The 23,048-nt window shown below is 36.6% G+C and carries 19 protein-coding genes and 4 pseudogenes; 17 read left to right on the top strand and 6 right to left on the bottom strand.

Annotated elements, in window-relative coordinates; genetic code table 11:
- Positions 1 to 101 precede the first annotated feature (101 nt).
- Positions 102 to 230, bottom strand: a pseudogene (locus PQ474_RS23355) (TetR/AcrR family transcriptional regulator); the annotation flags it as partial.
- 451 nt (positions 231 to 681) lie between these two features.
- On the opposite strand from PQ474_RS23355, the gene PQ474_RS23350 reads away from it, so the two are divergent.
- From PQ474_RS23350 to PQ474_RS23340, 3 genes are all read left to right on the top strand, one after another.
- Positions 682 to 1,536: an aldo/keto reductase gene (locus PQ474_RS23350; RefSeq protein ID WP_273847983.1), complete on the top strand. Its 855-nt coding sequence runs from the start codon at positions 682 to 684 to the stop codon at positions 1,534 to 1,536.
- Positions 1,537 to 2,046: 510 nt separating this feature from the next.
- Positions 2,047 to 3,006, top strand: a complete 960-nt coding sequence (locus tag PQ474_RS23345) for an alpha/beta hydrolase (protein WP_273847982.1) — start codon at positions 2,047 to 2,049, stop codon at positions 3,004 to 3,006.
- A gap of 236 nt (positions 3,007 to 3,242) precedes the next feature.
- Positions 3,243 to 4,229 (top strand): aldo/keto reductase, encoded by a 987-nt coding sequence (locus PQ474_RS23340; protein ID WP_273847981.1) that lies wholly within the window; start codon positions 3,243 to 3,245, stop codon positions 4,227 to 4,229.
- A gap of 678 nt (positions 4,230 to 4,907) precedes the next feature.
- Here the strand turns inward: PQ474_RS23340 and PQ474_RS23335 are convergent.
- The 3 genes from PQ474_RS23335 to PQ474_RS23325 form a co-directional block, all read right to left on the bottom strand.
- Positions 4,908 to 6,011: an MBL fold metallo-hydrolase gene (locus PQ474_RS23335; RefSeq protein ID WP_273847984.1), complete on the bottom strand. Its 1,104-nt coding sequence runs from the start codon at positions 6,009 to 6,011 to the stop codon at positions 4,908 to 4,910.
- Positions 6,012 to 6,172: 161 nt separating this feature from the next.
- Entirely contained in the window at positions 6,173 to 6,901 is a 729-nt protein-coding gene (locus PQ474_RS23330) for a RibD family protein (RefSeq protein WP_273847980.1), read from the bottom strand.
- 206 nt (positions 6,902 to 7,107) lie between these two features.
- Positions 7,108 to 7,935 carry an alpha/beta hydrolase gene (locus PQ474_RS23325; RefSeq protein WP_273847979.1) on the bottom strand — a complete coding sequence of 276 codons (828 nt, stop codon included), beginning with the start codon at positions 7,933 to 7,935 and terminating at the stop codon, positions 7,108 to 7,110.
- A gap of 294 nt (positions 7,936 to 8,229) precedes the next feature.
- On the opposite strand from PQ474_RS23325, the gene PQ474_RS23320 reads away from it, so the two are divergent.
- The 6 genes from PQ474_RS23320 (at position 8,230) to PQ474_RS23295 (ending at position 14,596) form a co-directional block, all read left to right on the top strand.
- Positions 8,230 to 8,778: a TetR/AcrR family transcriptional regulator gene (locus PQ474_RS23320; RefSeq protein ID WP_273847978.1), complete on the top strand. Its 549-nt coding sequence runs from the start codon at positions 8,230 to 8,232 to the stop codon at positions 8,776 to 8,778.
- Positions 8,779 to 9,424: 646 nt separating this feature from the next.
- Positions 9,425 to 10,555, top strand: coding sequence for an alpha/beta hydrolase (locus PQ474_RS23315; RefSeq protein WP_273847977.1), 1,131 nt, complete (start codon positions 9,425 to 9,427; stop codon positions 10,553 to 10,555).
- Positions 10,556 to 10,858: 303 nt separating this feature from the next.
- Positions 10,859 to 11,386 carry a cyclophilin-like fold protein gene (locus tag PQ474_RS23310; RefSeq protein WP_273847976.1) on the top strand — a complete coding sequence of 176 codons (528 nt, stop codon included), beginning with the start codon at positions 10,859 to 10,861 and terminating at the stop codon, positions 11,384 to 11,386.
- A 289-nt stretch (positions 11,387 to 11,675) separates the two neighbouring features.
- Positions 11,676 to 12,236: a cyclophilin-like fold protein gene (locus PQ474_RS23305; protein ID WP_273847975.1), complete on the top strand. Its 561-nt coding sequence runs from the start codon at positions 11,676 to 11,678 to the stop codon at positions 12,234 to 12,236.
- Between the two features lie 745 nt (positions 12,237 to 12,981).
- Complete coding sequence (locus PQ474_RS23300; RefSeq protein WP_273847974.1) at positions 12,982 to 13,980, top strand: SDR family NAD(P)-dependent oxidoreductase; 999 nt, start codon at positions 12,982 to 12,984, stop codon at positions 13,978 to 13,980.
- A gap of 388 nt (positions 13,981 to 14,368) precedes the next feature.
- Positions 14,369 to 14,596 (top strand): alpha/beta hydrolase, encoded by a 228-nt coding sequence (locus PQ474_RS23295; protein ID WP_273847973.1) that lies wholly within the window; start codon positions 14,369 to 14,371, stop codon positions 14,594 to 14,596.
- A gap of 274 nt (positions 14,597 to 14,870) precedes the next feature.
- Here the strand turns inward: PQ474_RS23295 and PQ474_RS23290 are convergent.
- A pseudogene (locus PQ474_RS23290) lies at positions 14,871 to 15,057 on the bottom strand (LysR family transcriptional regulator); the annotation flags it as partial.
- On the opposite strand from PQ474_RS23290, the pseudogene PQ474_RS23285 reads away from it, so the two are divergent.
- From PQ474_RS23285 to PQ474_RS26475, 6 genes and pseudogenes are all read left to right on the top strand, one after another.
- A pseudogene (locus PQ474_RS23285) lies at positions 15,048 to 15,347 on the top strand (CAP domain-containing protein); the annotation flags it as partial. The pseudogenes PQ474_RS23290 and PQ474_RS23285 sit on opposite strands and share 10 nt — an antisense overlap.
- Positions 15,348 to 16,003: 656 nt before the next feature.
- Positions 16,004 to 16,171, top strand: a complete 168-nt coding sequence (locus PQ474_RS23280) for a hypothetical protein (RefSeq protein ID WP_273847972.1) — start codon at positions 16,004 to 16,006, stop codon at positions 16,169 to 16,171.
- A gap of 208 nt (positions 16,172 to 16,379) precedes the next feature.
- Positions 16,380 to 17,492 carry a PQQ-dependent sugar dehydrogenase gene (locus PQ474_RS23275; protein WP_273847971.1) on the top strand — a complete coding sequence of 371 codons (1,113 nt, stop codon included), beginning with the start codon at positions 16,380 to 16,382 and terminating at the stop codon, positions 17,490 to 17,492.
- A 176-nt stretch (positions 17,493 to 17,668) separates the two neighbouring features.
- On the top strand, positions 17,669 to 18,070 hold the full coding sequence (locus PQ474_RS26485; protein WP_337956398.1) for an MBL fold metallo-hydrolase: 402 nt from the start codon (positions 17,669 to 17,671) through the stop codon (positions 18,068 to 18,070).
- A 33-nt stretch (positions 18,071 to 18,103) separates the two neighbouring features.
- Positions 18,104 to 18,571 carry an MBL fold metallo-hydrolase gene (locus PQ474_RS26480; RefSeq protein WP_337956396.1) on the top strand — a complete coding sequence of 156 codons (468 nt, stop codon included), beginning with the start codon at positions 18,104 to 18,106 and terminating at the stop codon, positions 18,569 to 18,571.
- 27 nt (positions 18,572 to 18,598) lie between these two features.
- A pseudogene (locus PQ474_RS26475) lies at positions 18,599 to 19,072 on the top strand (cyclophilin-like fold protein).
- Between the two features lie 301 nt (positions 19,073 to 19,373).
- Here the strand turns inward: PQ474_RS26475 and PQ474_RS23260 are convergent.
- Positions 19,374 to 19,790 (bottom strand): MerR family transcriptional regulator, encoded by a 417-nt coding sequence (locus PQ474_RS23260; protein ID WP_273847970.1) that lies wholly within the window; start codon positions 19,788 to 19,790, stop codon positions 19,374 to 19,376.
- A 372-nt stretch (positions 19,791 to 20,162) separates the two neighbouring features.
- Between PQ474_RS23260 and PQ474_RS23255 the strand changes: the two genes are divergently transcribed.
- Both PQ474_RS23255 and PQ474_RS23250 read left to right on the top strand, forming a co-directional pair.
- A complete protein-coding gene (locus PQ474_RS23255; protein WP_273847969.1) occupies positions 20,163 to 21,203 on the top strand; it encodes an NAD(P)-dependent alcohol dehydrogenase in 1,041 nt (346 codons plus the stop codon).
- 525 nt (positions 21,204 to 21,728) lie between these two features.
- Positions 21,729 to 22,862, top strand: coding sequence for a CAP domain-containing protein (locus PQ474_RS23250; protein ID WP_273847968.1), 1,134 nt, complete (start codon positions 21,729 to 21,731; stop codon positions 22,860 to 22,862).
- Positions 22,863 to 23,048 lie beyond the last annotated feature (186 nt).

Genomic DNA, 23,048 nt, shown 5'->3' with positions numbered 1-23,048 from the left:
ATCCAATTTTAAAAATGTTAAATGTAAAATTGGATTCTTGTACGATTCATGAGTTAGGCTTTATGAAATTGATTCAAGTAATGAAGATAAATGGTTCCTCATTTCACATTTGCCCTGTCGGCAATATCTTGAATGGTAATGTTATCAAACCCTTTTTCAGACATCAGTTCGACAAGAGCCTTTTTTATCGCTTCTTGGCTTTTTACTATTCTTCTATCCACTTTTGGCATGTTTGGTCACCAACCTTTCTTACAGATACTCAACAATTTTTATTGAATTGTTGAGTAATCAACGAATTGCGTGCATCTAACCATTGAGAGTATCGTGTTGATATTTATAATTATAAACAGATGTTGAATAATGAATCAATGTATTCTTCTCCAAGGGAATTCATATCCTTCACTTTTAGTATAAAAAATTTTTCAAATACAAAGAAAGAGTGTTACATAATATGTCTGAAGATGTTGCTTCAGTAAATGCTTCACTTGAGGATGACCAAACAATCGGCAAAGCCTTTGATCGGATTGGTGGGGAAATACCGATTAAAGAGGCTTTGAAAACATTATAAGGGAATGGAGAGTATTCAAATCCGTATGAGTGAATATATAAAATCAGAGGTCATTCAGAAAACCAAATTTTCTCGAAAATATCTATAAACTTACAATTTTAGGAGTGGGAACATTGAAAAAAGTTAAAATTGCGGGAAGAAAAGTTTTTCCTATAGGCTTAGGTACTTCGAATATGGGAGACAAAGCTGATAAATTTGAACAAGAAGTAGAAGCAATAAGAGTGGGTCTTGATAATGGTGTTCAAGTTATTGATACTGCTGAAATGTATGGTTATGGGAATGCAGAGAGACTAGTTGCACAAGCTATTAAGCCATCTGATTATAGTCGTGAAGATTTATTTCTCATATCAAAAGTGCTTCCTTCAAATGCCTCAAAAAAGGATTTACCTATTAGTTTAGAAAATAGTTTAAAAAGATTAAATACGGATTATTTAGATTTATATTTACTTCATTGGAAAGGGAATATTCCTATTGAAGAAACGATTGAAGCTTTGGAGAAAGTAAAAAGTCAGGGAAAAATAAAGTCTTGGGGTGTATCTAATATAGATGTTGATGACTTAGAAAAAATAATAAATTTACCTGATGGAATAAAGTGTGAAGCAAATCAAGTACGTTATAATTTGGGAGACCGGGGGATTGAATTCAATTTAGTACCTGCGATGAACAAACTTGAAATGCCATTAATCGCCTATTCTCCAATTGCTCGGGGGGATAGCTTTGGTACCAATTTAACGAAACAAAAAGTTTTGATGGAAATTGCTGAAAAACATCAAACAGATATTTTTCAAATTTTATTAGCTTGGTGTATTAGAAATGGACACACAATTGCTATTCCACAATCTAGTAATACAACTCATGTGATAGATAATGTAAGAGCAGTTGAGATTCAATTATCGCGACAAGATTTGGAGCAAATAGACTCAGTTTATCCAGAACCTAGCAGAAAACAGCCACTTGCTTTATGGTAAGAAGGAATAATCTAAGTAATTAACTTTTTGAAATACCATAATAAGAAACAGTCAGATGCAGTGAAGTGGATTGATTTTTTTCAACCCCTAGAAATCCCCCCAAATAATTTAGACACTATAAAAACACCTTCGATTTAGTACAAAAAGTACTAATTTGGATGTGTTTTTGTATGGCAATATCGTAATTTAAATTATTACTTGACTTCGAGTTGACTAGAGGTATTAATATTTTGTCACAAGAGATAAAGTGAGTAGATAAGTGAATAAAAAAATTAAATCAGATTGATTTATTTACTTACAAGCCAATCTCTTAAAAATTGTAATTAAATGAACGGTGATTGCTAATGTAAGAGTTGCAGAAGAACCAATAACCCTTTTTGCATAGCTGAAATTAGCGACGTGAACTTGATTTGCTGGACTGAGGGTTGTAATAAATGCATTAAAACAAATGCGGTACGCTGTTTTGAACTAGGATATTTACCCAAAATAAAATTCAATGGAGGAATTAAAATGATAAAAAATTATCAAAAAACATTTACTATCAGTAAAAAGGTAACCGTTGAAAAGGTTTCATTTAATAACAGATATGGAATTACAGTCTCAGCAGACTTGTATTTGCCTAAAGAAATTAATAAGTCTCACAAGTATCCTGCTATTATTGTTGGTACACCTTATGGAGGAGTTAAGGAACAAGGGGCAGGAATTTATGCACAAGAAATGGCAGAGCGTGGCTTTGTAACTCTTGCTTTTGATGAGTCTTACAACGGAGAAAGTAGTGGTGAGCCAAGAAGAATTTCGTCTCCAGATATTTTTGTTGAGGATTTCAGTGCAGCAGTGGACTTTATAGGGACTCGTCCATTTGTAGAGCGAAATAAAATTGGAGTTATTGGTATTTGTGGTAGTGGTGGTTTCGCTCTTACAGCTGCCCAAGTTGATAAACGAATAAAAGCAGTTGCAACGGTAAGTATGTATGATATGAGTAGAGTAATGCGAAACGGTTGGGAAGATAGCATGACTGACGGACAGCGCAATCAAACTCTTAACCAACTTGCTGAACAACGTTGGAAAGATTTTGAAAGTAAAGAGCCGGAATTAACGCCAACTTTTCCTAGCGAACCTGTTGATAAAGTACCTGAGGAGTTAGATCCTATTTCAAGTGAATTTTTCGGGTATTATGCAACGAAGCGTGGGTTTCACACGAATTCAGTAGGCGCATTCACAAAAACAAGTGCTATGTCCTTTATGAATTTCCCATTGATGAATTATATTAAATCAATATCTCCAAGACCGGTTCTGTTTATCATGGGCGAACATGCACATTCAAGATACTTTAGTGAAGATGCATACCAAATGGCTGCTGAGCCTAAAGAGTTGTATGTGGTTCCTAATTCTGGTCATGTCGACCTTTATGATAGAACGGATCTGATTCCGTTTGATAAGGTAAAATCATTTTTCACAGAAAATATGTAATGCATCATAAATTTTATTGATAATGCTAAACCGAGGGGGTGTTCATACATAGATACATCGCATGAAACATGTTGTTCCTAGGAAACTGAACTAACTCTGAGCTCAACTGAAGATATTAGACCCTAGTAGAAGTTCGAAAGATGTTTGCCAAAACTGGTAGGTAGGCCAGTTGAGGAAACATTAATTTGTATCATATTTTACATTTTTCTTTACACCATTAAAAAGGGGATTTTTATATGAAAAAAGTAAAAGTAATGCCATTAGAGAAAAAAGGGATTACCTCAAGTCGTCTTGCATTAGGTTGCATGAGATTTGGTGGAGAATGGGAAAAAAACTCCTATACAAAAGAAGACATTTTATCAGCAGAAAAAGCAATCGACACTTCATTAGAGGTCGGTATTACAATGTTTGATCATGCTGACATTTATAGTTTGGGAAAAGCAGAAAAAGTATTTGGGGAAATTCTGGGTGCTCGCCCAGAACTAAGAGAAAAAATGACACTTCAATCAAAATGTGGTATTCGGTTTGGCAATGAAACAAATCCATATTGCTATGATTTTTCAAAGGACTATATTCTTGATTCAGTAGATGGAATATTAAGTAGATTAAATACGGAATATTTAGATATTCTACTTTTACATCGTCCAGACCCACTGATGGAACCGGAAGATGTCGCTGAGGCATTTGAGGTATTGAAGAAAACTGGAAAAGTACGTCACTTTGGGGTTTCTAACATGAGTGTTGCTCAAATCCGACTTTTAAATTCATATTGTTCAGAACCTATGGTTGTTAACCAGTTACATATGAGCTTAAAACGAATTGACTGGCTAGAACAAGGAGTTTTAGTGAATCACGAATCTGGTTCAAGCGTTAATTTTGGAGATGGAATAATTGAGGATTGTCAATCATCGGATGTGCAAATTCAAGCATGGTCACCATTAGCAAAAGGATTATATTCAGGTCAAATTATAGAAAAACCTTCAGATTCTGATATAGCAACGAAAGAATTAGTAGAAAAGCTAGCAAAAGAAAAAGAGGCTTCAACAGAGGCAATTGTACTTGGTTGGTTAATGCGTCATCCAGCAATGATCCAGCCTGTTATTGGAACTGCCAATCCAGAAAGAATTAAAAAGTGCCAAGATGGGATTAAACAAGCGGAGCTAATGACTCGTGAGGAATGGTATTCTCTTTATACAGCTTCTCGCGGTAATAAATTACCTTAAAAATTAAACTTAAAAAGATATAATTTTAATGTGATCTTTAGCTTCGGTCTAACTGATTGTGCTATTAGTGAAACCAATGAAAGTGAAGAAACCAAACCAAATTATGAGGAACTACCAATAAGTATTCAAGAAGTTAGGGGTATTGACAAGTCAACGATGAAAGATCTAATTCGCTTGTGAAATTATTTAAATTAGTTCGGATCCAATCAAGTTTCACCTGTTTAACTCAATAAGTCCTTACTCAACGGATGTTGTCGAAGGTGATTAATATGATAAGAATGATTTATTTATATCTAACGTTACCTCCATTAATGCTTGCAATATTAAAATAGTGGAAGAAAGTGCAGAAAAATCTAAGCTAGGCTAAATAATTATTGAAATTAAAAAATCTGATAGAGTGACTAATGTGAACAGTGAGAAGTAAAGGGTGGGTTAGAAATAGTACAAATAGATCGTGAGGATAAAATTCCGAGATGATTAGGTTTTATTAAGTAATCGTCCTTTTTTTCGTATTTGACTCGCACTGCGCAGCAAAGGTTTTCCTTTTTAGCGACCTTGTGAAAAATCATAAAGTAAAAAAGTTGTTAGTGAAAAAGGGTACAGTTCATATTACTGTACCCCTACCATAATGTACCCTTGAAGGGTCATTACTGTACGCTAAGTCGTTTTGTAACCAATTTAATAATCCCACCATTGTGAAGGGGAAAGAGGTAAGCCTTTATGTAATAGGATAGTTTTTCCTATTTGTGGAGCAAGTAAATTAACTTCCAATCTTTCTGCCTCAAGTAATGCTCGTTCGATAGGTTCTGACCAATCATGAAAAGCAAGAGTAAACGCACCCCAATGCCCTAACATCATATTCTCACCATTTACATCTACATGAGCTTGAACAGCTTCTTCTGGTGTCATATGAACCCAATCCCAGCGATCATCGTATTGACCGCCATCTAGAAGAGTCAAATCAAAAGGGCCATATCTTTCTCCAATTTCTTTAAAATGTTCATCATATCCACTATCTCCGCTTGTATAAAGCCTTGTATTTTCTCCAAGAATGACCCAACCGCCCCAGAGGGTAGAATTGCGGTTAAAAGGTCCTCTTCCAGAATAATGTTTGGCTGGGGTCAAAGCCACAGTTAAACCTTCGAACTCCGTTTCATCCCACCAATTTAGTTCAGTAATGTTTTCTTCTTCTACTTCCCACCGAATGAGGTGAGCACTTACACCGAGTGGTACGTAAAAATGAGAAACCATGTCCTTTAGCTGAAGAATCGATGCATAATCTAAGTGATCATAATGATCATGTGTAATAAAAACAGCATCGATAGGGGGCAATTCCTCAACTATGCTTAAAAGATCTTCACTATAGCGTTGACTTCCTCCTGCAAATGAAACGGGTGAAGCCCTGTGTCCTAGCATTGGATCTACAAAGATCTTTTTATTATCAATGCTTAATAGAAACGTAGAATGACCAAACCAAGTTAAACTATCTTCCTCACTTTTAATTTTGTCCCAATCTATCTCAGAAACAGGTATGTCACCAGTTGGAAAACGTTCAGTATCACCGGAAAAAAGAGAATCTCTCATCATCGATAACGTTCCAAAGATGCCATTACTCATATCTGTGGGTACTTGATTTACAAAGTTTCCATTTTGATAATTATCAAACCTTTCATAAACCTCTTGCTGTTCTCTACTTGGATTTCCTCCGAACGCAGGGTGCATATTTATAAATAAGATAATGGCAACTAAAATTATAATAATAACAATGAATACGTACAACATCACTTTTTTCATTGCTCCTCCTGTAGGTATATTACATTAAATTTTGGGGGAATTTATTCCTTCAACCATAATGCACTTTGTAATAGTCAACTTTTGTTCATTTGTAAGTTATAGAGATAGCCGATCATCCCTGTTAGGAAAGAGAAATCGGCTTTTTTACTTTAACTGTTTTTTTGTGTTACATACCTAATCCATAACCCGCTATCGTCCAATTTTTCGATTGCTGTTAAGGAGAAATTTACTGGTTTCGGTTTGTTTAGAAAAGGACTCGTTTCAAATAGTGTCACTGAGTCAGACGCACCATCTGCAATGGGAACTAGCAACAGGCTCAATTCATCAATTAATCCTTCATTTAAAAGCGAGCCGTTTATAAAGCCTCCACCTTCTAGCATTAATTTATCAATTGAAAATTGAGATTTTAGCTTTTGTACTACGACAGTAAAATTTAATCGTTCTTTTCCACCGAAAATGTAAGATATACCAACTTTTCTCAGGTGGTTTAAGAAAGCATCGGAAACTTGCTCTGTAAGCACCTCTACGATGTGATCGTCCGTTCGATGCTCATTCCATGATTTAATGGAATTTTCTGTCCAGCCTAATTTTCCTGAGGGATCTACTGCTACCGCAAAACTTTCAGCATTTTTGTTTGCAACAAAATCGGTTTTAGGGATAGGTGGTATGTCTTTGTCTTTTAAATCTAGTTTATGGCCAAAGGTAAAGTGTTCCTCCATTGTAACCCTACCACACATCCATGCTTTCGATTCGTAACTGTCATGAATTTTTTCATATATAGCTGCAAAGTCTGCTTGTCTTTCCACTTTCAAGTAATCTCCAGCTACTTTCCCATCCAATGAAGTTGCCATGTGACAAATAATATATGGTCTATCCAAATTTGACACCCCTTTAAACATAAAATTCTGCCCCAAACATATGTAATTGAGGCAGATAATTAACTTTTACTACTATTAGTATTTCCAAGTTAGGATTAACTTAGGTTTGTTCGAAAGAAACTCTCGAGCTTCTCGAAGGGAATAAGGTCAGTCCTGTCATATAAGTCGATATGTTTTGCATCCTTGACAACATGCAATTCCTTTGGTTAGGCAGCTGTCTTGTAAGCATCCTCGGTAAAATAGCGCAAATGTGCATTTTCACCCATGATGAACAAGATTGGTCTTGGCGAAATGGATTCAAGATCAATAACCAAAGGGAATTTCATAAAAGACAGATCGCTTGTCATCGTAAGTCCACCTATTGAATTTGGATGGTGTCCACGAGGAGCTACATAATATTCAAAAAACTCACTTGTGATAGGATCCAGCCCCTCTGGAATTTCAGCAGGGAATGTTGGTGTCAACTGAGGAGAGCCATTTTCAAAGTCCTTCCAACGTTGCTCGCCAAGTTGAACGAAGTATTCATTACGTTGTTCGTCGGTCATACTGTCTTCCCAACCATTTCGCTTTACGCGGCTCATATCGTACATACTTGCAGTGGCAATGGCCTTGATGCGATGGTCAACTTTTGCTGCGGAGAGGGCAAATCCGCCACTACCGCAGATGCCAATCGCACCGATTTGATTTCTATCCACGTAAGATCGTGTTCCCAGATAGTCTACACCCGCGCTGAAATCTTCAGCGAAAATATCAGGTGATGAAATATGTCTTGGTTCACCGCTGCTTTCACCGTTATAGGACTCGTCGAATGCAATTACAACAAAACCTCGTTCTGCCATGGTTTGCATACGGGGTACCAATGACAAGAGCCGGGTATTTCGTTGATTCATCCATATCTTTCGGTAAATACAAGTTTGCGGCAACGTTAATACCAAACCTGTTATTGTATGACACTTTTCTACATTTACTTTGTCGCTCTTAGGAAAGGTTTTATCCTTTTCGGAGGTTCCTTTATGAGAAACAGCATCGGTCATAGATTGAGTGTTGATTGATTTTTTTTTTCCATTCTTTTATCTCCTTTTAATGTTATTATGATGTTAGAATTTTCTACATCTTTTTTTGGGTTTTGATAACAATCATTTGCAACTATATTGCTGGCATTGACTTTGCCCAATAAACAAAATCATCATTGATTGTTAAAACAACATCTGTCTATAATTATAAAAAGATGTAGGATACTTTCAATCGTTAAATGAAAGTGAAATGTGGTTTATCCAACAATGTAATCAAATTTGTCGATAATCTTTAGAAAGTTTGGTGATGAAACAATGCCGAAAGTGGATAGGAGAGTAGTAAAAACTCAGCAGGCAATAAAAAAAGCACTTCTTGAACTTATGAGTGAAAAGAATTTTGACCATATTACTATTCAGGATATTTCAGACAGGGCAAATGTAAACCGAAGTACTGTATATCTCCATTATTTAGATAAATACGATTTACTAGATAAGATGATAGACGAGCATATTAACGAGCTAAAGGAAACAAGTGAATGGGCATGTCAAGAGGAATGGGTAGATGCTATTCAGATCTTTGTCGAATACTTTGAGGCTCATTATTTATTTTTTTCGACAATGTTATCGAGCAATGAAGCAATTCCTTCTTTTCGTGCTAAGTTTCTAGAATATGTGATCGAGGGATTTAAGGATGAATTTCACAAAACAACTGGAATAAATGAAGGGTTAAGTGAAGATATAATTGTTAAATTCGCTGCGAATGCTTACATAGGGGTTTTGGAATCATGGGTAAAGGATGGGATGCCTTCCTCACCTAAGTCTATAGCGAAAGAATTAGGGATTCTAATGGATAGGATTCTATAATACTGCTTAAAAGTGTCGTCAAATAAAACATAACAACTCATTGTAATATTGGAAAAAAATTTTTTTAGTATGACATTAACCTAAATTATTGAGATATTAATACATCTTCGAATTGGTACAAGAAGTGCTAATTCGAAGGTGTTTTTGTCTACATCGTTCTTAAACTCCTCAGTACTAAATTCAAAGACCAATAATGGCATGAAATCTCTTTACAATACCTATTTAGGGTATTATTCTTTCTACTTTCCGTATTTTGTTTATTAGATTTCTCCCTAAAATTTATCGACATTATTTAATATATTGTTGATTAACCAACAAATTGCTTTGATTTAACCATTGAGAGCTTCGTCTACGTCCATCTATACTAATAAACGGATATTGATTAATTCATCAGTCATGTTTTTAGTAAAATCAATTTCCATTATGCAAGTGAATATACCCTAAAATAAAAAGAAGGGGGAATGAAATTTATCATTAAGGTTAATGGATGTCACTGCACAGTTGTGTTTGACATAGGTACTTCTAAGACTGTCTTCTTAATTCGTCAACGTAACACAGTCTCTAATCTTTTTCAGACCATTATTCTAAAAGGATAAAATAAGTAGTAAATGAATAATGGAAAAAATTCAATTTTAAGGAGTTAAAAATGAAAAAAAATATATTACGAAAGCAAAGTTTTCTTACACTTGTATTAATAGGCTTAGTCTTGTTTTTTGCTAGTGCTTGTGCACCCACTCAAGGAAATGAAGAAAGTACAGTTGATGAGGACACTCAAGGAAATGAAGAAAGCACAGTTCAAGCGGATACAGTAGACACCGCGGAATGGGACAAGACTTTTCCTCAGAGCGAAGAGGTGACTCTCGAAAAAGTATCATTCGATAACAGATTTGGAATTGAATTGGTTGCGGATATGTATATCCCTAATGATATTGATTCCTCAGCTGAATTACCTGCAATCATTGTCGGACATCCATTCGGTGGTGTGAAGGAACAGACGTCCGGTTTATATGCCCAGGAGATGGCAGAACGGGGCTTTGTGACCATTGCCTTTGATGCTTCCTACAATGGAGAAAGCGGTGGGGAACCACGTAATATCGCCTCTCCAGAAGCGTTTGTTGAAGATTTCAGTGCTGCAGTAGACTTTTTAGGAACGCATGAATTGGTGGATCGAGACCGTATTGGCGTGATCGGCATTTGTGGTAGTGGCGGTTTTACAATCAATGCTGCACAAGTTGACCCACGATTAAAAGCCGTTGCGACAGTGAGTATGTACGACATGGGACGCGCTAATCGTGAAGGATTGGGGTTAGCACCGGTAGCGGATGAGGTGATGACTGAGGAAGAATGGAGGGCAGCTCTTGAAGAAGCTGCTGAACAGCGTTGGATTGAGGCTGAAGGAGGAGAACCAATACAAGACTTAGTAGGCTCTGCTGTCGAACTAAAACCTTCACAGCTAGCAGCAGGTCAAGAGTTTGGTGAATACTACCGTACACCTAGAGGAGAACATCCTCGTTCTATACCTATGAGCCTTACCAGCAGAGGGGCACTAATGAACTTCTTCCCGTTTGAGCAGATTGAGATGATTAGTCCACGTCCATTGCTGTTCATTGCAGGTGAGAATGCCCACTCCAAATACCACAGTGAAGACGCATATGAGCTAGCTGGTGAAGAGAAAGAACTCTACATTGTACCAGATGCAGGACATGTGGATTTATATGACAACATGGAGTTAATTCCATTTGACAAACTGGAGTCTTACTTTCAAGAAAATCTCTAAAGAAAAAATTAGATCTGTGATGAGAATAGACAGTCTTAGATCTAATGTTAATTGAGTAAAAACGATGTGTGGATCTCGTATATTTTTTCGAGATCCACATATTTTTGTTGACAAGCAAATAAATAACAATGCAGCTATTTGTTGATAGCTTAGGTAATGAATTATTAGCTATTGGTACAGGCGGTGGCTTTCGTCCTGCTCCTTCTATTTAGATATTTGAGGTAATTCAAAGAACTTTTTATGATGTAAATCTATTGTGGAAATAAATACTATTAAAAAAACATGTATAAAGGATGACATAGTATGAAAAAATTCTTTTCTATTCTTAGTATGTTTATTTTTAGTTTTGGTTTGATTGCCTGTGCTAATAGTGAAACAAATGAAAGTAAAGAAATTAATCAAGAGGAATTGCCAACCAGTGAGCAAACTGAAGAAAAGAGGGGTAGTGATATGTCAGACTCATCAACGATAATAGATTTAAACATCACAATAGGAGAACAGGTATTTTCTGCAAAGCTTTATGAAAAACAAACCACTCAAGCCTTTATTGAAAAACTACCTTTAGACATAAACATGAGAGATGTTAATAGTAATGAAAAATTTTATAGTTTCCCAGATACACTCCCAACAAATTCCGAGAGACCAGGGGAGATTAATGCAGGAGATATCATGTTGTATGGAGATAATGGTCTGGTACTATTTTATGACACATTCTCAAGTAGTTATAGCTACACTCGTATTGGATATATTGAGGAGGCAGCACGCTTTGCTCAAGTTGTCGGAGACGGTGATATAAATGTCGTTTTTGATTTGGCTAAAAATATTGAATAAATCATAATAAAAAGATTCTATATATTATTGGCGACCAACTAGTCGGTAGAGCAGACATTGACTGTTTTCTATGTCATAAACGGGGAATGTTTCCATAAAGTTGACGCTCGAAGGCATACATTTTTGTTCTTGAAGACAGCAAACGACACATCTTAATCTGCGGGCAGTTTGGTACTGCACCACTCACCTCCGTAGTATATCTGTTTATCCCAATGTATTATAGCAACATTAGGAATGGAGAATAGCTTCACTTTCATTAAATATTTGTGCCGTGAGCACAGTGAGAGGAATGAAACTTAAAATGAAAAAATTGTTGATGTTAGCTTTCACCATGATGTTTGTCTTCACTCTTGCTGCGTGTGGAGAAAGTAATGGTTATGACGATGAGGTGAAAAGTATTCCTGATAACGAACAAGAGGATACATCTGAGGAAATAAGTAATGAAGGCATTCAGGATTCTACAGGGAATAGTGATAATTCGGATAGTTCAGAAGAAAGAATCGTAGTGACTCTTGACAGTGGGGAAATCATTATAAATGTTTATGATAATCCTACAAGCAGGGAATTTTTAGAACAACTTCCTTTGACACTGACATTCAGGGATTATGGAGAAACTGAAAAAATTAGTGATCCACCGGAAGAATTAACTACGGAAGGGGCACCTTCTGGCTATACACCTGAACGTGAAGATTTTGCTTATTTTTCTCCTTGGGGAAACGTGACTATGTTTTATGATGATCGTTATGGATTTACTGATGGTCTTATTAAATTAGGGGAAATTGAGTCTGGAGTAGAACTACTTGATGATATAGATGAGGACTTTAGCGTTTCCATAGAAATTATAGAGTGAAAACAAGCAAACAGGTGTTTATTGATTGAATATGGAAAGGTTATGGATAAAATTTAATGTAAGAGAGGATAACACTTATCATAAAAGTGTGATTCACTCAACATAAGGACCGGATCAATTCGTGATTGAGGCACTATATATTCCTATGGATTGGATATCTCAATGTATTCCAAGGCTGAATCCGTAAAAGTTCAAACTCAATTCCACAAAGGCTTACAGAAGAAGATCTAGTGAAAATAGGTTCTGTCCCAGAGCCAAGTGTTAGCGAGCCACTAGCTTTGTGGAAAGTAAAACCTAAATTATGAAAGAAATTATTCTTGTTTGGGGACCACCAGAAAATTTGATATCAGAAAGTTCAACATACTGGTTAAGAGATAATCAGGAATCACCGTTTTAAGAAAGAGGACGATAATCTTGGTTCAGCGTACTTGATTTTATTACGAAAATTGGAATGGTGTTGGTTAATACGTAAGGAAAAAACACTTCGAAACTTTGCACACGATATTGATTCTTTTTATTCCACAGAGGAATTGTCCCATTTAACCGAAATGTATGAGCAATATTTGTATCATCCAAATCAAACGGAGGATACGTGGGAGGAGGTCCATCAATTATGGGGAAATCTACCCTACTAAAAAAGACAATTAATTAGCTGGATATAAAGTTTAAGAAAAAAAGAGCAACACTGTGAAAAGATATCTGAAATGAGTTTAATAGAATAGAAAACCAATGGGAGATGTAACTAATGATGAAAAAGATCTTATGCATATATATGATGGCCATTCTTTTACTCGTCGGTTGTTCATCAAATGAACAACAAAATTTAATAGACAACGAGCAAAATAATCAAAGCGGTACGAATGGCGACGCAAACTCAAATATTGATGAAAGCGGTGATGGTGAACGGTTCGGTGCAAACAGCTACAACACGCAGGAAGTAGCCGATGAAATGCGCTATATCGAAGAAAATATCAAACCATCCGAGGGTCCTAAGAAGAGGATTTTGGTTACTGGATCAACGGCCGGCCTGGGAGAATTGACGGCCTACTATCTAGCGAAACGAGGGCACACTGTTGTTGCTCATGCCCGTAATGAAGCACGCGCAGCCGATGTGAGGCGAGACATCCCCGAAATCAGCGATGTTGTTATAGGTGACCTAAATGACCTCGACCAAACCCGACAGCTTGCCGAAGACATCAACGTACTTGGAACGTTTGATGTTATCATCCATAATGCAGGCGTCTACGGCCAGCCGTCTGATGAAATGCTCAACGTAAACTCGCTTTCTCCGTACATTTTGACAAGTCTTGTTAATAGGCCGAAGCAGCTTATCTACCTCACGTCAGACCAGCACCTTAGCGGCGATATTGATGCAGACGACATAACGAGTGACAACCCTCGGACAACGTACAGCGACACCAAGGCACACATCTCTGCGCTTGCCATGGCCGTCGCGCGTGAGTGGCCAGAGATTCAATCAAATGCCGTACAGCCAGGTTGGGTACCAACTCGTATGGGTTTTGCCAATGGTAATACCACCACACCAGACAATCTCCGCGAGGGCTACATGACGCAAGTTTGGTTGGCAGAGGCTACTGAACCGGGCAGCCAAGTAACGGGCGAGTATTTCTTTCACCAAGAAATTGATCGAAACTTCAATCCTATCGTACGAGACGTAGCTGCACAGAATAGGATGCTCGATGCATTTGCACAAAAAACAGGAGTATCGTTTACTAGGGATTAGTCGAAGAAAAAACTATCTCTAACAAAAAAGGCTGGGCTTGTATCGCTCAGCCTTTTCATGTGGTGCATATACTTGTATTATTCGGCTGCAGATGTCACTGTCACGGTGCCAGAGCCAGTGACTTGCGCCAGCCTTGCCGTCATCAGGGGTCGGTTGTATGGTCGACTCCTGTGGCGAAGGAAGAATGGAGGGCAGCTCTTGAAGAAGCTGCTGAACAACGTTGGATTGAGGCTGAAGGAGGAGAGCCAATACAAGACTTAGTAGGCTCTGCTGTCTAACTAAAACCTTCACAACAAGCAGCAGGTCAAGAGTTTATGAATACTACGGTACACCTAGAGGACTAAATCCTCGCTCTATACCTATGAGCCTTACCAGCAGAGGGGCACTAATGAACTTCTTCCCGTTTGAGCAGATTGAGATGATTAGTCCCCGTCCATTGCTGTTCATTGCAGGTGAGAATGCCCACTCCAGATACCACAGTGAAGACGCATATGAGCTAGCTGGTGAAGAGAAAGAACTCTACATTGTACCAGATGCAGGACATGTGGATTTATATGACAACATGGAGTTAATTCCATTTGACAAACTGGAGTCTTTCTTCCAAGAGAACCTCTAAAGAAAAAATTAGATTTGTGGTGAAGATAGACAGTCTTAGATCTAATGTTAATGAGTAAAAGCGATGTGTGGATCTCGCATATTTTGCGGGGGACATATTTTATTTTGAAAATGTTAGTGTGTTTATTGAAAAATAAAAGTGGTGTTAACTTGTTAAAATTAAAAAGTATGAGAGATAATTTAGGAAGTCTCTAGAAATATGTTGGGGATATAGGTTAAAGGAACAATGAAGCTGTCTAGGTATTTATGACTCAGACAGCCTTTTATGTGGCAATTTAATCTAAGTGTTTTTTTGCAGTATGTTTATAATTTGCCTGAATCTCTTTTAAAAACATATCAGCAGCAACGGGAAAAATCTGATGCTTCTTCCAGACAATATTTAGTCCAGATTCCAGCCTCGGCTCTAGCGGTCTAAAACAAAGATATCATAGAAGTATTTACGATTTTATCAAGCTCGGAAGCACAGCTTGGACATGGCTGAAAATCAATATTTCAGTCATACAAATTTAAAAGGTCAATCTCCGTTTGATCGAATGGAGGAAGACAATATTGAATTTACTACTGCTGGTGAAAACTTAGCATACGGCCAAATAAGTAGTATATTTGCACATGGAGGATTAATGAATTCATTAGGACACAGAGAAAATATCCTTCAGGAACATTTTCGGAATTTAGGGGTAGGAGTGGCATTTAATAATGAGTCACAGCCTTACTATACTAAAAAGTATTTTAGTAATTCATGGCCACTATAGCTACTGTCAGGTCAGACATTTATTGTGAACCTGGGCATGACTAATGAAAGAACATAATACGTAGTTACTTTTATTTGTGAGGATAATATGAAAGTGGCCAATCTCCATTATAGTATCTCAGAAGGTGGGGCATATACTTACCCCTACAAGAATTTATAATGTAATACCGTATTTTTATATTTATTAGCTTTATATGAGGTTAATACTGACTGTACTTATTATCCATCTGTGTTTTTACAATAGCTTTCGTTCCATAAACATGTCATATTCTTGTTGCAGAATCCCCGTTAGTTAGAACACCAACCATTGAAATTTTAATTTCCTTAAAAGGCAATCCTGTAGATTTCAGACATTAATAACTTTTATAGCGTCTATATTGAAGTCTTTAAACAATCGCAGTAGGCTATATATTTAAAGAGTTAAAACCTGTAGGGGCATGGTTCTTCGTTTAAAAATATAAATTAATTGAATCGCTTGACTTAGAGTTAACTATAGGGTTTACCATTGTTTTGCAAGTAAAACAAAAAAATGGTGTTCGGATAGGGAAAAAACATCCATGCATTTAAGTCAAGAACTGGATTATTTTATTTACCATCAAGATAGTAAAAGAAAAGCTAGGGCGGCGTAATAAATTAAACTAAAGAGGTGAGATCTAAATGTTTAATTATGAAGAAAAGGAATACCTTTTATCTCTTTTAAAAAAACAAAAGAGAAAATCCTTTTTTAGTAAAAAAAATGAGATCAACAGTAGATTGATTGAAAAACTGGAACAAATGATTAGAAATGAGAAAGTGAACTACAAGGAAACGAAGAATAAACTATAAGTCTACCAATCAATCAGGATGGAGTACCTAGAAAATTTGGCGAGTGTAACAGGGAGTAGCCTTGATCCTTATCATCGTAACTCAGAGGGATGACCGTTTAAAGGAACCGAGGGATTACGGAACAATGGATCTAAACCTATTTTATAGATGTAAGTCTTCAAGTAAAGGATTATAAAATAAAAATTCATGAAAGGCTGAGGTGATTGGAATGAAAAAAGTCTTCGTAATACCTATGTTTCTACTACTTCTTAACGCTGGATGTACTCAAAATGACCAACAAAATCCAGGAACTGAGCCGGGAAATACTTCAGGTGAGCTAGAAAATGAAGGGCAAGAAGAGCAAATGGTGTCTTTTGAAAATCTAGAAGTAATTGTGGAAAACCTTGATATTCCTTGGTCGATTGAAAAACTTGAAGATACATTCTATTTGACAGAGAGACCCGGATATATCATAAGAATGGAAAATGGGGAAATCGAACGGCAGAGTGTAGAATTGGAGAAAAATATTTCAACAGCTCCCGAGGCGGGGTTATTAGGCGTTGTGCTCGCCCCCGACTTTGCAGAATCGAATCTAGCTTATGCTCATTATACATACGTAGATGACTCTGGACAATTTAACCGTATTGTAACCCTACGGTTGTTAGATAACATTTGGAGTGAAGAAAGATTGCTTCTAGATCATATCCCAAGTGGAACCTACCATCATGGAGGAAGGCTTAAAATTGGACCTGATGGAACACTTTATGCAACTACCGGAGATGCATCTGCGCCAGATATTGCACAAGATCTCGATTCATTAGGCGGAAAAATCTTAAGAATGAATCTGGATGGTTCGATACCAAGTGATAATCCATATCCAAATTCCTACGTGTATAGTTATGGACACCGAAACCCTCAAGGGATTACTTGGTCGTCTGACGGGATACTGTTTTCAAGTGAGCACGGCAGCAGTGCAAATGATGAAGTCAACTTAATAGAAGCTGGTCAAAATTATGGCTGGCCGATTATGGAAGGCTATGAGGAACAAAAAGGTATGGTTTCACCGCTGTTCACTTCTGGAGATGCAGACACTTGGGCACCATCTGGAATGGACTATTATGATGGTAAATTGTATGTTGCCGCACTAAGAGGATCTGCCGTGTTAGAATTTGACCTTGAAACAGGTGAACAACGAGAAGTAATAACTGGACTTGGCAGAATCCGGGATGTACTGATTGAAGATAACTCCCTTTATTTCATTAGCAATAATACAGATGGGCGTGGTACTCCAGAAGAGAATGACGATAAGCTATATAGAGTATCACTATCAGAATTAAATTAATAGAAATGCAGTATTACTTAGAACCGCTTAATAGAGATAAGTATGTTTATTAATAGATCCCCGTATTTTCTGCCGCTCCACCCAGTATGTGTGAGTTTCCTAAGATACGACCTTTCAATTTTAGAATACAAGTTTAAGAAAAAGATAGTTGAATTTTCTTAACTATAGGAGGCACCATGAAAAAAGTCATGTTATATGTTTTTGCTGTTTTAATTGTATTAAGTGTTGCTATTTTTTTGTTTATTAACATGCATCCTGTGTTTGGGGGAAATCCAAGTAATGCACAAAAAGAAATCTATGAAGGATTTGATAATTATCAAAAAGGAAAGTTTGTAAATCAAGTAACAACAGATTTGGGTATGAGTATCTCTGGTAGGCTCTCCATAATAAGAGATAATTTTAGAAGTAATGACCGTTCTCCATCTGAAGACATTCCTGTTTCCAAGATCGAGTGGGCAAAAGTTGAAAGTGAAGAAGATAGTTTAACCTGGTTCGGTCATTCTACTTTTCTCTTAAGTATTGATAATAAGAAGATATTTGTAGATCCCATGCTAAGTTCTAGGGCTTCACCCGTTTGATTTGCAGGAGGAAGTGAGCGATTTAGTGAGCAAATGTTAAACATTATCGAGGAAACGCCCTCTATTGATGCTGTTTTTATTACACATGATCATTATGATCACTTAGATTATCCAACTATTCTTCAATTAAAGGACAAAGTGTCTCATTTTTTCGTTCCACTCGGTGTAAGTACTCATCTAATACGCTGGGGAGTTGAAGAAGAAAACATTATGGAACTCAATTGGTGGGATGAAACGGAATTCGAAGGTTTAACGGTGGCTTTGACACCTGCGAAACATTACTCTGGAAGAGGACCTTTTAATCGAGACTCTACCCTTTGGGGCGGTTGGGTAATTCTTGGAGAAAATACACGTTTCTATACAAGTGGAGATAGTGGATATGATGAACATTTTAAAGAAATTGGACAGGTATATGGACCTTTTGACATTACCTTAATGGATGGGGGCCAATTCGATGATCGCTGGGATTGGGTTCATATGACACCAGAAGGTGCCGTTTAGGCTCATTTAGATGTAAATGGAAACCATATGATGTTCGTTCATTGGGGCGCATTTGCTCTTGCTTTTCATGGTTGGTCAGAACCTATAGAACGGGCATTAATAGAGGCAGAAAGAGCAGAAGTTAGCTTACTCGCCCCGCAAATCGGTGAAACAGTCCAACTACATGAAGATACCTCATTTCCTCCTTCACCATGGTGGGAATTGCAACAAGAAAGGGATGAGATTGCCATGACAAACTCCCTGACCATAGAGTTAAACATAGCAATAGGCGACAAAGTATTTTTAGCAAGGCTTTATGATAATGAAACAACACATGCACTAATTGAAAAACTCCCTTTAAGCATAGACATGGAGGATCTTTATAGAAATGAAAAGTTCTATTATCTTTAAGATAGCCTCCCAACAAATTCTGAAAGACCCGGGGTTATTAATGCGGGAGATATCATGCTTTATAGCGACAATTGTCTAGTATTGTTCTATGAAACCTTCTCAAGTTCCTAGAGCTACACTCGTCTCGGATATATCGAGGACGTGGAAAGATTTTCTCAGGCAGTCGGTGACGGTGATATACGTGTTAGCTTTGATTTAGTTGCAGACTGATACGGACTCCTTTGTATGAACCACAACTTAAAGAATGTTTTTTCGCATTTTTTCAATATCGAAAAACTGGATAAGTACACCCAGTTTATATAGCATGTAATTAAGGAGCTTACAATTTTCAATTTGTAATAAATAAGTAAGTGGTAGTAAGACTAACACCAAGACACCTGTAATTTATATTCAAAATACAGGTGTTTTTCTGTTAATTTGTAATTGGAATCTCTACTTTATTGTTTTTATGAATATTTTCTGTTCCGGCATCCAAAGCAGTCTTGTAATATAAACATTTATGTTCCACAAGTTCCATTGTTTTTTTTAGTTCTTCCATCTGTGCTTCTACAAAAGATTTTCGTTCCATAAACATGTCATATCTTTTTTGCAATGTGGAATCCCCTTCCGAACACCAATCAATAAAACTTTTAATCTCCTTAATGGGCATCCCAGTAGATTTTAGACATTCAATTACCCTTAAAGCACCGATATCGGACTCTTTAAACAGTCGTGTACCGCTTTCTGTCCGTTGTACAAAAGGCATAAGTCCTTCCTTGTCGTAGTAACGCAAGGTATATACTGTTAGATTCAATTCTTTGGCAACTTCGCTGATAGAATATGTCTTCATCTTTTATCACCTTTTCTCTTGGTATAGACTTCGAGTTAACTCTATAGTTTGAAGAGGATTTTATCATGGTCGTTTCTAATTGTCAAAAGGAGAAAGCAAATATTGCGCTGTATAATAGAAGTTTACTTATCTAGAAAAATTAGTTCTTAAAGCTATATCAAAAGGCAAAAGGTGATATGTTCGGGTGGCCTTGAAAAAAAACAAAAAAAATCGCTTGACCTAGAGTCAACTATAAGGATTATCATTGTTTGTAGAGAAAGGTGGGGATAGGGAGGAAAGAAGGATAGTTTAGGTTTAACATGAATTCTTCATTTTTCTCGGTCCAAGCGCATCTCTTACTCTTGAAAAATATACACCGTTGGAGGTTTTTCTATGATAATTGCTAAAGCACGGGCTGTTGACGGTCCAGACAAACCCTTTCGAGCAGCTGAAATTAAACGACGCGATCTTGATTTGCTTGATGTTTTAATTGAAATTAAATATGCAGGCATATGCCATTCTGATATCCATACTGCTCACGGAGAATGGGGCGAAGTAAACTATCCTCTAGTACCGGGACACGAGATAGCGGGAGTTGTTACGGCTGTAGGACCTAACGTCACAAAGTATAAAATAGGTGACCGAGTTGGGGTCGGTTGTATGGTTGACTCATGTGGTGAATGTGAGAACTGCCGAAAAGGAGAGGAACAATATTGTTTAAAAGGAAATGTCCCTACCTACGCTGGTGTTGATAAATATGGTGAGCCAACTCAAGGTGGATATTCTACTCATATTGTTGTAACTGAGGATTTTGTAGTTAGAATACCAGATAACATCTCTCTTGATGCAGCCGCTCCATTACTTTGTGCAGGTATTACAACATATTCGCCACTAAACCATTGGGGAGCTAGTCCAGGTAAAAAAGTAGCGGTTGTTGGATTAGGTGGTCTAGGTCATATGGCTGTCAAGATTGCGCACGCGATGGGTGCAGAAGTTACCGTTCTGTCTCAATCATTGAAGAAAAAGGAAGATGGTCTGCATTTTGGTGCCGATCACTACTATGCCACGAGTGATCCTGAAACATTTGATAAACTAGCTGGAACGTTCGACCTGATCATTAACACGGTAAGTGCAAAAATTGATATTAATGCGTATCTCTCATTATTAACGCTAGATGGTACTCTAGTAAATGTCGGTGCGCCTGCAGAGCCATTGGACCTAAATGTATTTTCTCTCATTGGTCATCGCCGTTCATTTGCAGGATCAATGATTGGGGGTATCCGTGAGACTCAGGAGATGTTGAATTTCTGTGCAGAACATAATATTGTTCCAAAAATTGAAGTTATAACTGCTGATCAAATTGATGAAGCGTACGAACGCGTATTAGCTTCAGATGTAAAATATCGATTCGTGATTGATATTAGTACAATGTAAGATACTCAAGTAATGTACAATAAGAGTTGAATGAAGAGAAATTTTAAAAAGGAATTACTGACCTTTCTCCAACTGTGGAAATCCATGTTTCGGTGTCGATTGGGACAAAATTAATAGTGAAGAAGATAGTTTAACTTGGTTTGGTCAAAGCCTATAGAACGCATTAAAATAAGTAGATTTTAATAGCTCCATAAATTAGGGTAACTCTTCAGTTATATGAAGAATTACCCCTTTCACGTTCACAATGGTAGGATTATTAATTTGGAGATGTAAATTTTATTTAAATCTTTCCTTTAAGTATTGTTGTTAAGTGCATATAGAAGGACATCAACTTTTGTACTTAAAAGTTTTCATTCAATATTTGTCCTAATTAGTAAATGGTTGGGGGGAGATTATTTGTCTACATAGTGAACCCATTTATTGAATTAAAGTTAAATGGTAATAATATGGAATATAAGTGGGATGATTAAAATAAAAAATGTCTGGTAATGAATAGAATGTAAATATTAGAACAGGAGTGTAGTTGTGAAACGGTTTATCTTACTAGTAATAGTTGTATTTTTGGGTTATTTCTCAATACCGTTATGGAAAGAGCCGGTCCAACTTGTTCCTTCATCTACTTGGAGTTCAATTTATCAAACAGTTGACCAGGTTAAAGAAGAACTAGATATCAATTTTATATTAGATACTCTTACTCTGCGATTAAATTCACTATTCGAGACTTCAAATAACCTACAATTTGAATCCAATGATACGACCATTCCTTCGCCGAAATTATTAATTCCTGCAGAGCAATTGTTCTCTATTCACAATATTGAACTGGGGAATTCAAGAGTTGAAGTGGAGAAGATAATTGGTGATAGTCCCAATAGGAGTACGATAAATGAATATGGTATAAATTGGAACACCTATCACGAAAACTATCAAAATTTTATTATGGTTGCTTATGATGAAGAAGATATTGTTCGTGGCCTTTATACAAATCAGGACTTGATTGCGTCTTCAACAGACATAAGGTTAGATAGCCCAATACAATTAGTTCATGAACAGCTTGGTAACCCTGAAGCATTCATACCATATCGTTTGTTCACTTACCGTATTAATAGTAATGATGAGTATGATATATTTCATCTCGACAACAGCTTTGTCACAATTTTTTATGATCAGCACGAAAACAATACAGTTACAGCAATCAAAGTTATTGATGAAGATCTAGAACAAAACAAAAATGCTATTTACTCTGAACCAAGCCAGCAGCTACAAGAAGGGTTTGAATTTCAGTTATTCGATTTAACAAATGCTACAAGAAGAAATTATGATTTGCCTCTTTTGACATGGGATGATCATGTGAAAGAAACGGCTCGGAGACATAGCTTAGACATGGCAGAAAACCGATATTTTAGTCATACAAATTTAAGAGGTCAATCTCCGTTTGAACGAATGGCGGAAGACAATATTGAATTTACTACTGCAGGTGAAAACTTAGCATACGGTCAAATAAGTAGTATATTTGCTCATGAAGGATTGATGAACTCATTAGGACACAGAGAAAATATCCTTCAGGAAAATTTCCGGAATTTAGGGGTGGGAGTAGCATTTAATAATGAGTCACAGCCTTATTTTACTAAAAAATATTTTAGTAAGTCACGGCCATTGTAAATTATGATTAATAAAGTAAAAATACAAGCAGTTTAAGTTCTAGATATGAATTATTATAGAACTTAAACTGCTAATTTTATTTAATATAAAATTTTTAATACTTATAGAATCACTAGTGTTGCATAAATAATGACTGAATTTTCAGTTTTATAATTTTTCTTGTTTAGAGCCAAAAAGGTAAATACC

Source organism: Halalkalibacter alkalisediminis, from assembly GCF_028610705.1.
Lineage (GTDB): Bacteria > Bacillota > Bacilli > Bacillales > Bacillaceae_D > Halalkalibacter > Halalkalibacter alkalisediminis.
Note: the sequence above shows the minus strand (reverse complement) of the source record. Positions and strands in the feature narration are given on the sequence as shown.

What these genes read in the sequence shown, in the direction of transcription:
- PQ474_RS23345 (WP_273847982.1), top strand. Translation starts at nt 2,047, where the DNA reads ATGATAAAAAATTATCAAAAAACATTTACTATCAGTAAAAAGGTAACC.
- PQ474_RS23340 (WP_273847981.1), top strand. Translation starts at nt 3,243, where the DNA reads ATGAAAAAAGTAAAAGTAATGCCATTAGAGAAAAAAGGGATTACCTCA.
- PQ474_RS23335 (WP_273847984.1), bottom strand. Translation starts at nt 6,011, where the DNA reads ATGTTGTACGTATTCATTGTTATTATTATAATTTTAGTTGCCATTATC.
- PQ474_RS23325 (WP_273847979.1), bottom strand. Translation starts at nt 7,935, where the DNA reads ATGACCGATGCTGTTTCTCATAAAGGAACCTCCGAAAAGGATAAAACC.
- PQ474_RS23320 (WP_273847978.1), top strand. Translation starts at nt 8,230, where the DNA reads ATGCCGAAAGTGGATAGGAGAGTAGTAAAAACTCAGCAGGCAATAAAA.
- PQ474_RS23315 (WP_273847977.1), top strand. Translation starts at nt 9,425, where the DNA reads ATGAAAAAAAATATATTACGAAAGCAAAGTTTTCTTACACTTGTATTA.
- PQ474_RS23310 (WP_273847976.1), top strand. Translation starts at nt 10,859, where the DNA reads ATGAAAAAATTCTTTTCTATTCTTAGTATGTTTATTTTTAGTTTTGGT.
- PQ474_RS23305 (WP_273847975.1), top strand. Translation starts at nt 11,676, where the DNA reads ATGAAACTTAAAATGAAAAAATTGTTGATGTTAGCTTTCACCATGATG.
- PQ474_RS23300 (WP_273847974.1), top strand. Translation starts at nt 12,982, where the DNA reads ATGATGAAAAAGATCTTATGCATATATATGATGGCCATTCTTTTACTC.
- PQ474_RS23295 (WP_273847973.1), top strand. Translation starts at nt 14,369, where the DNA reads ATGAACTTCTTCCCGTTTGAGCAGATTGAGATGATTAGTCCCCGTCCA.
- PQ474_RS23280 (WP_273847972.1), top strand. Translation starts at nt 16,004, where the DNA reads ATGTTTAATTATGAAGAAAAGGAATACCTTTTATCTCTTTTAAAAAAA.
- PQ474_RS23275 (WP_273847971.1), top strand. Translation starts at nt 16,380, where the DNA reads ATGAAAAAAGTCTTCGTAATACCTATGTTTCTACTACTTCTTAACGCT.
- PQ474_RS26485 (WP_337956398.1), top strand. Translation starts at nt 17,669, where the DNA reads ATGAAAAAAGTCATGTTATATGTTTTTGCTGTTTTAATTGTATTAAGT.
- PQ474_RS26480 (WP_337956396.1), top strand. Translation starts at nt 18,104, where the DNA reads ATGTTAAACATTATCGAGGAAACGCCCTCTATTGATGCTGTTTTTATT.
- PQ474_RS23260 (WP_273847970.1), bottom strand. Translation starts at nt 19,790, where the DNA reads ATGAAGACATATTCTATCAGCGAAGTTGCCAAAGAATTGAATCTAACA.
- PQ474_RS23255 (WP_273847969.1), top strand. Translation starts at nt 20,163, where the DNA reads ATGATAATTGCTAAAGCACGGGCTGTTGACGGTCCAGACAAACCCTTT.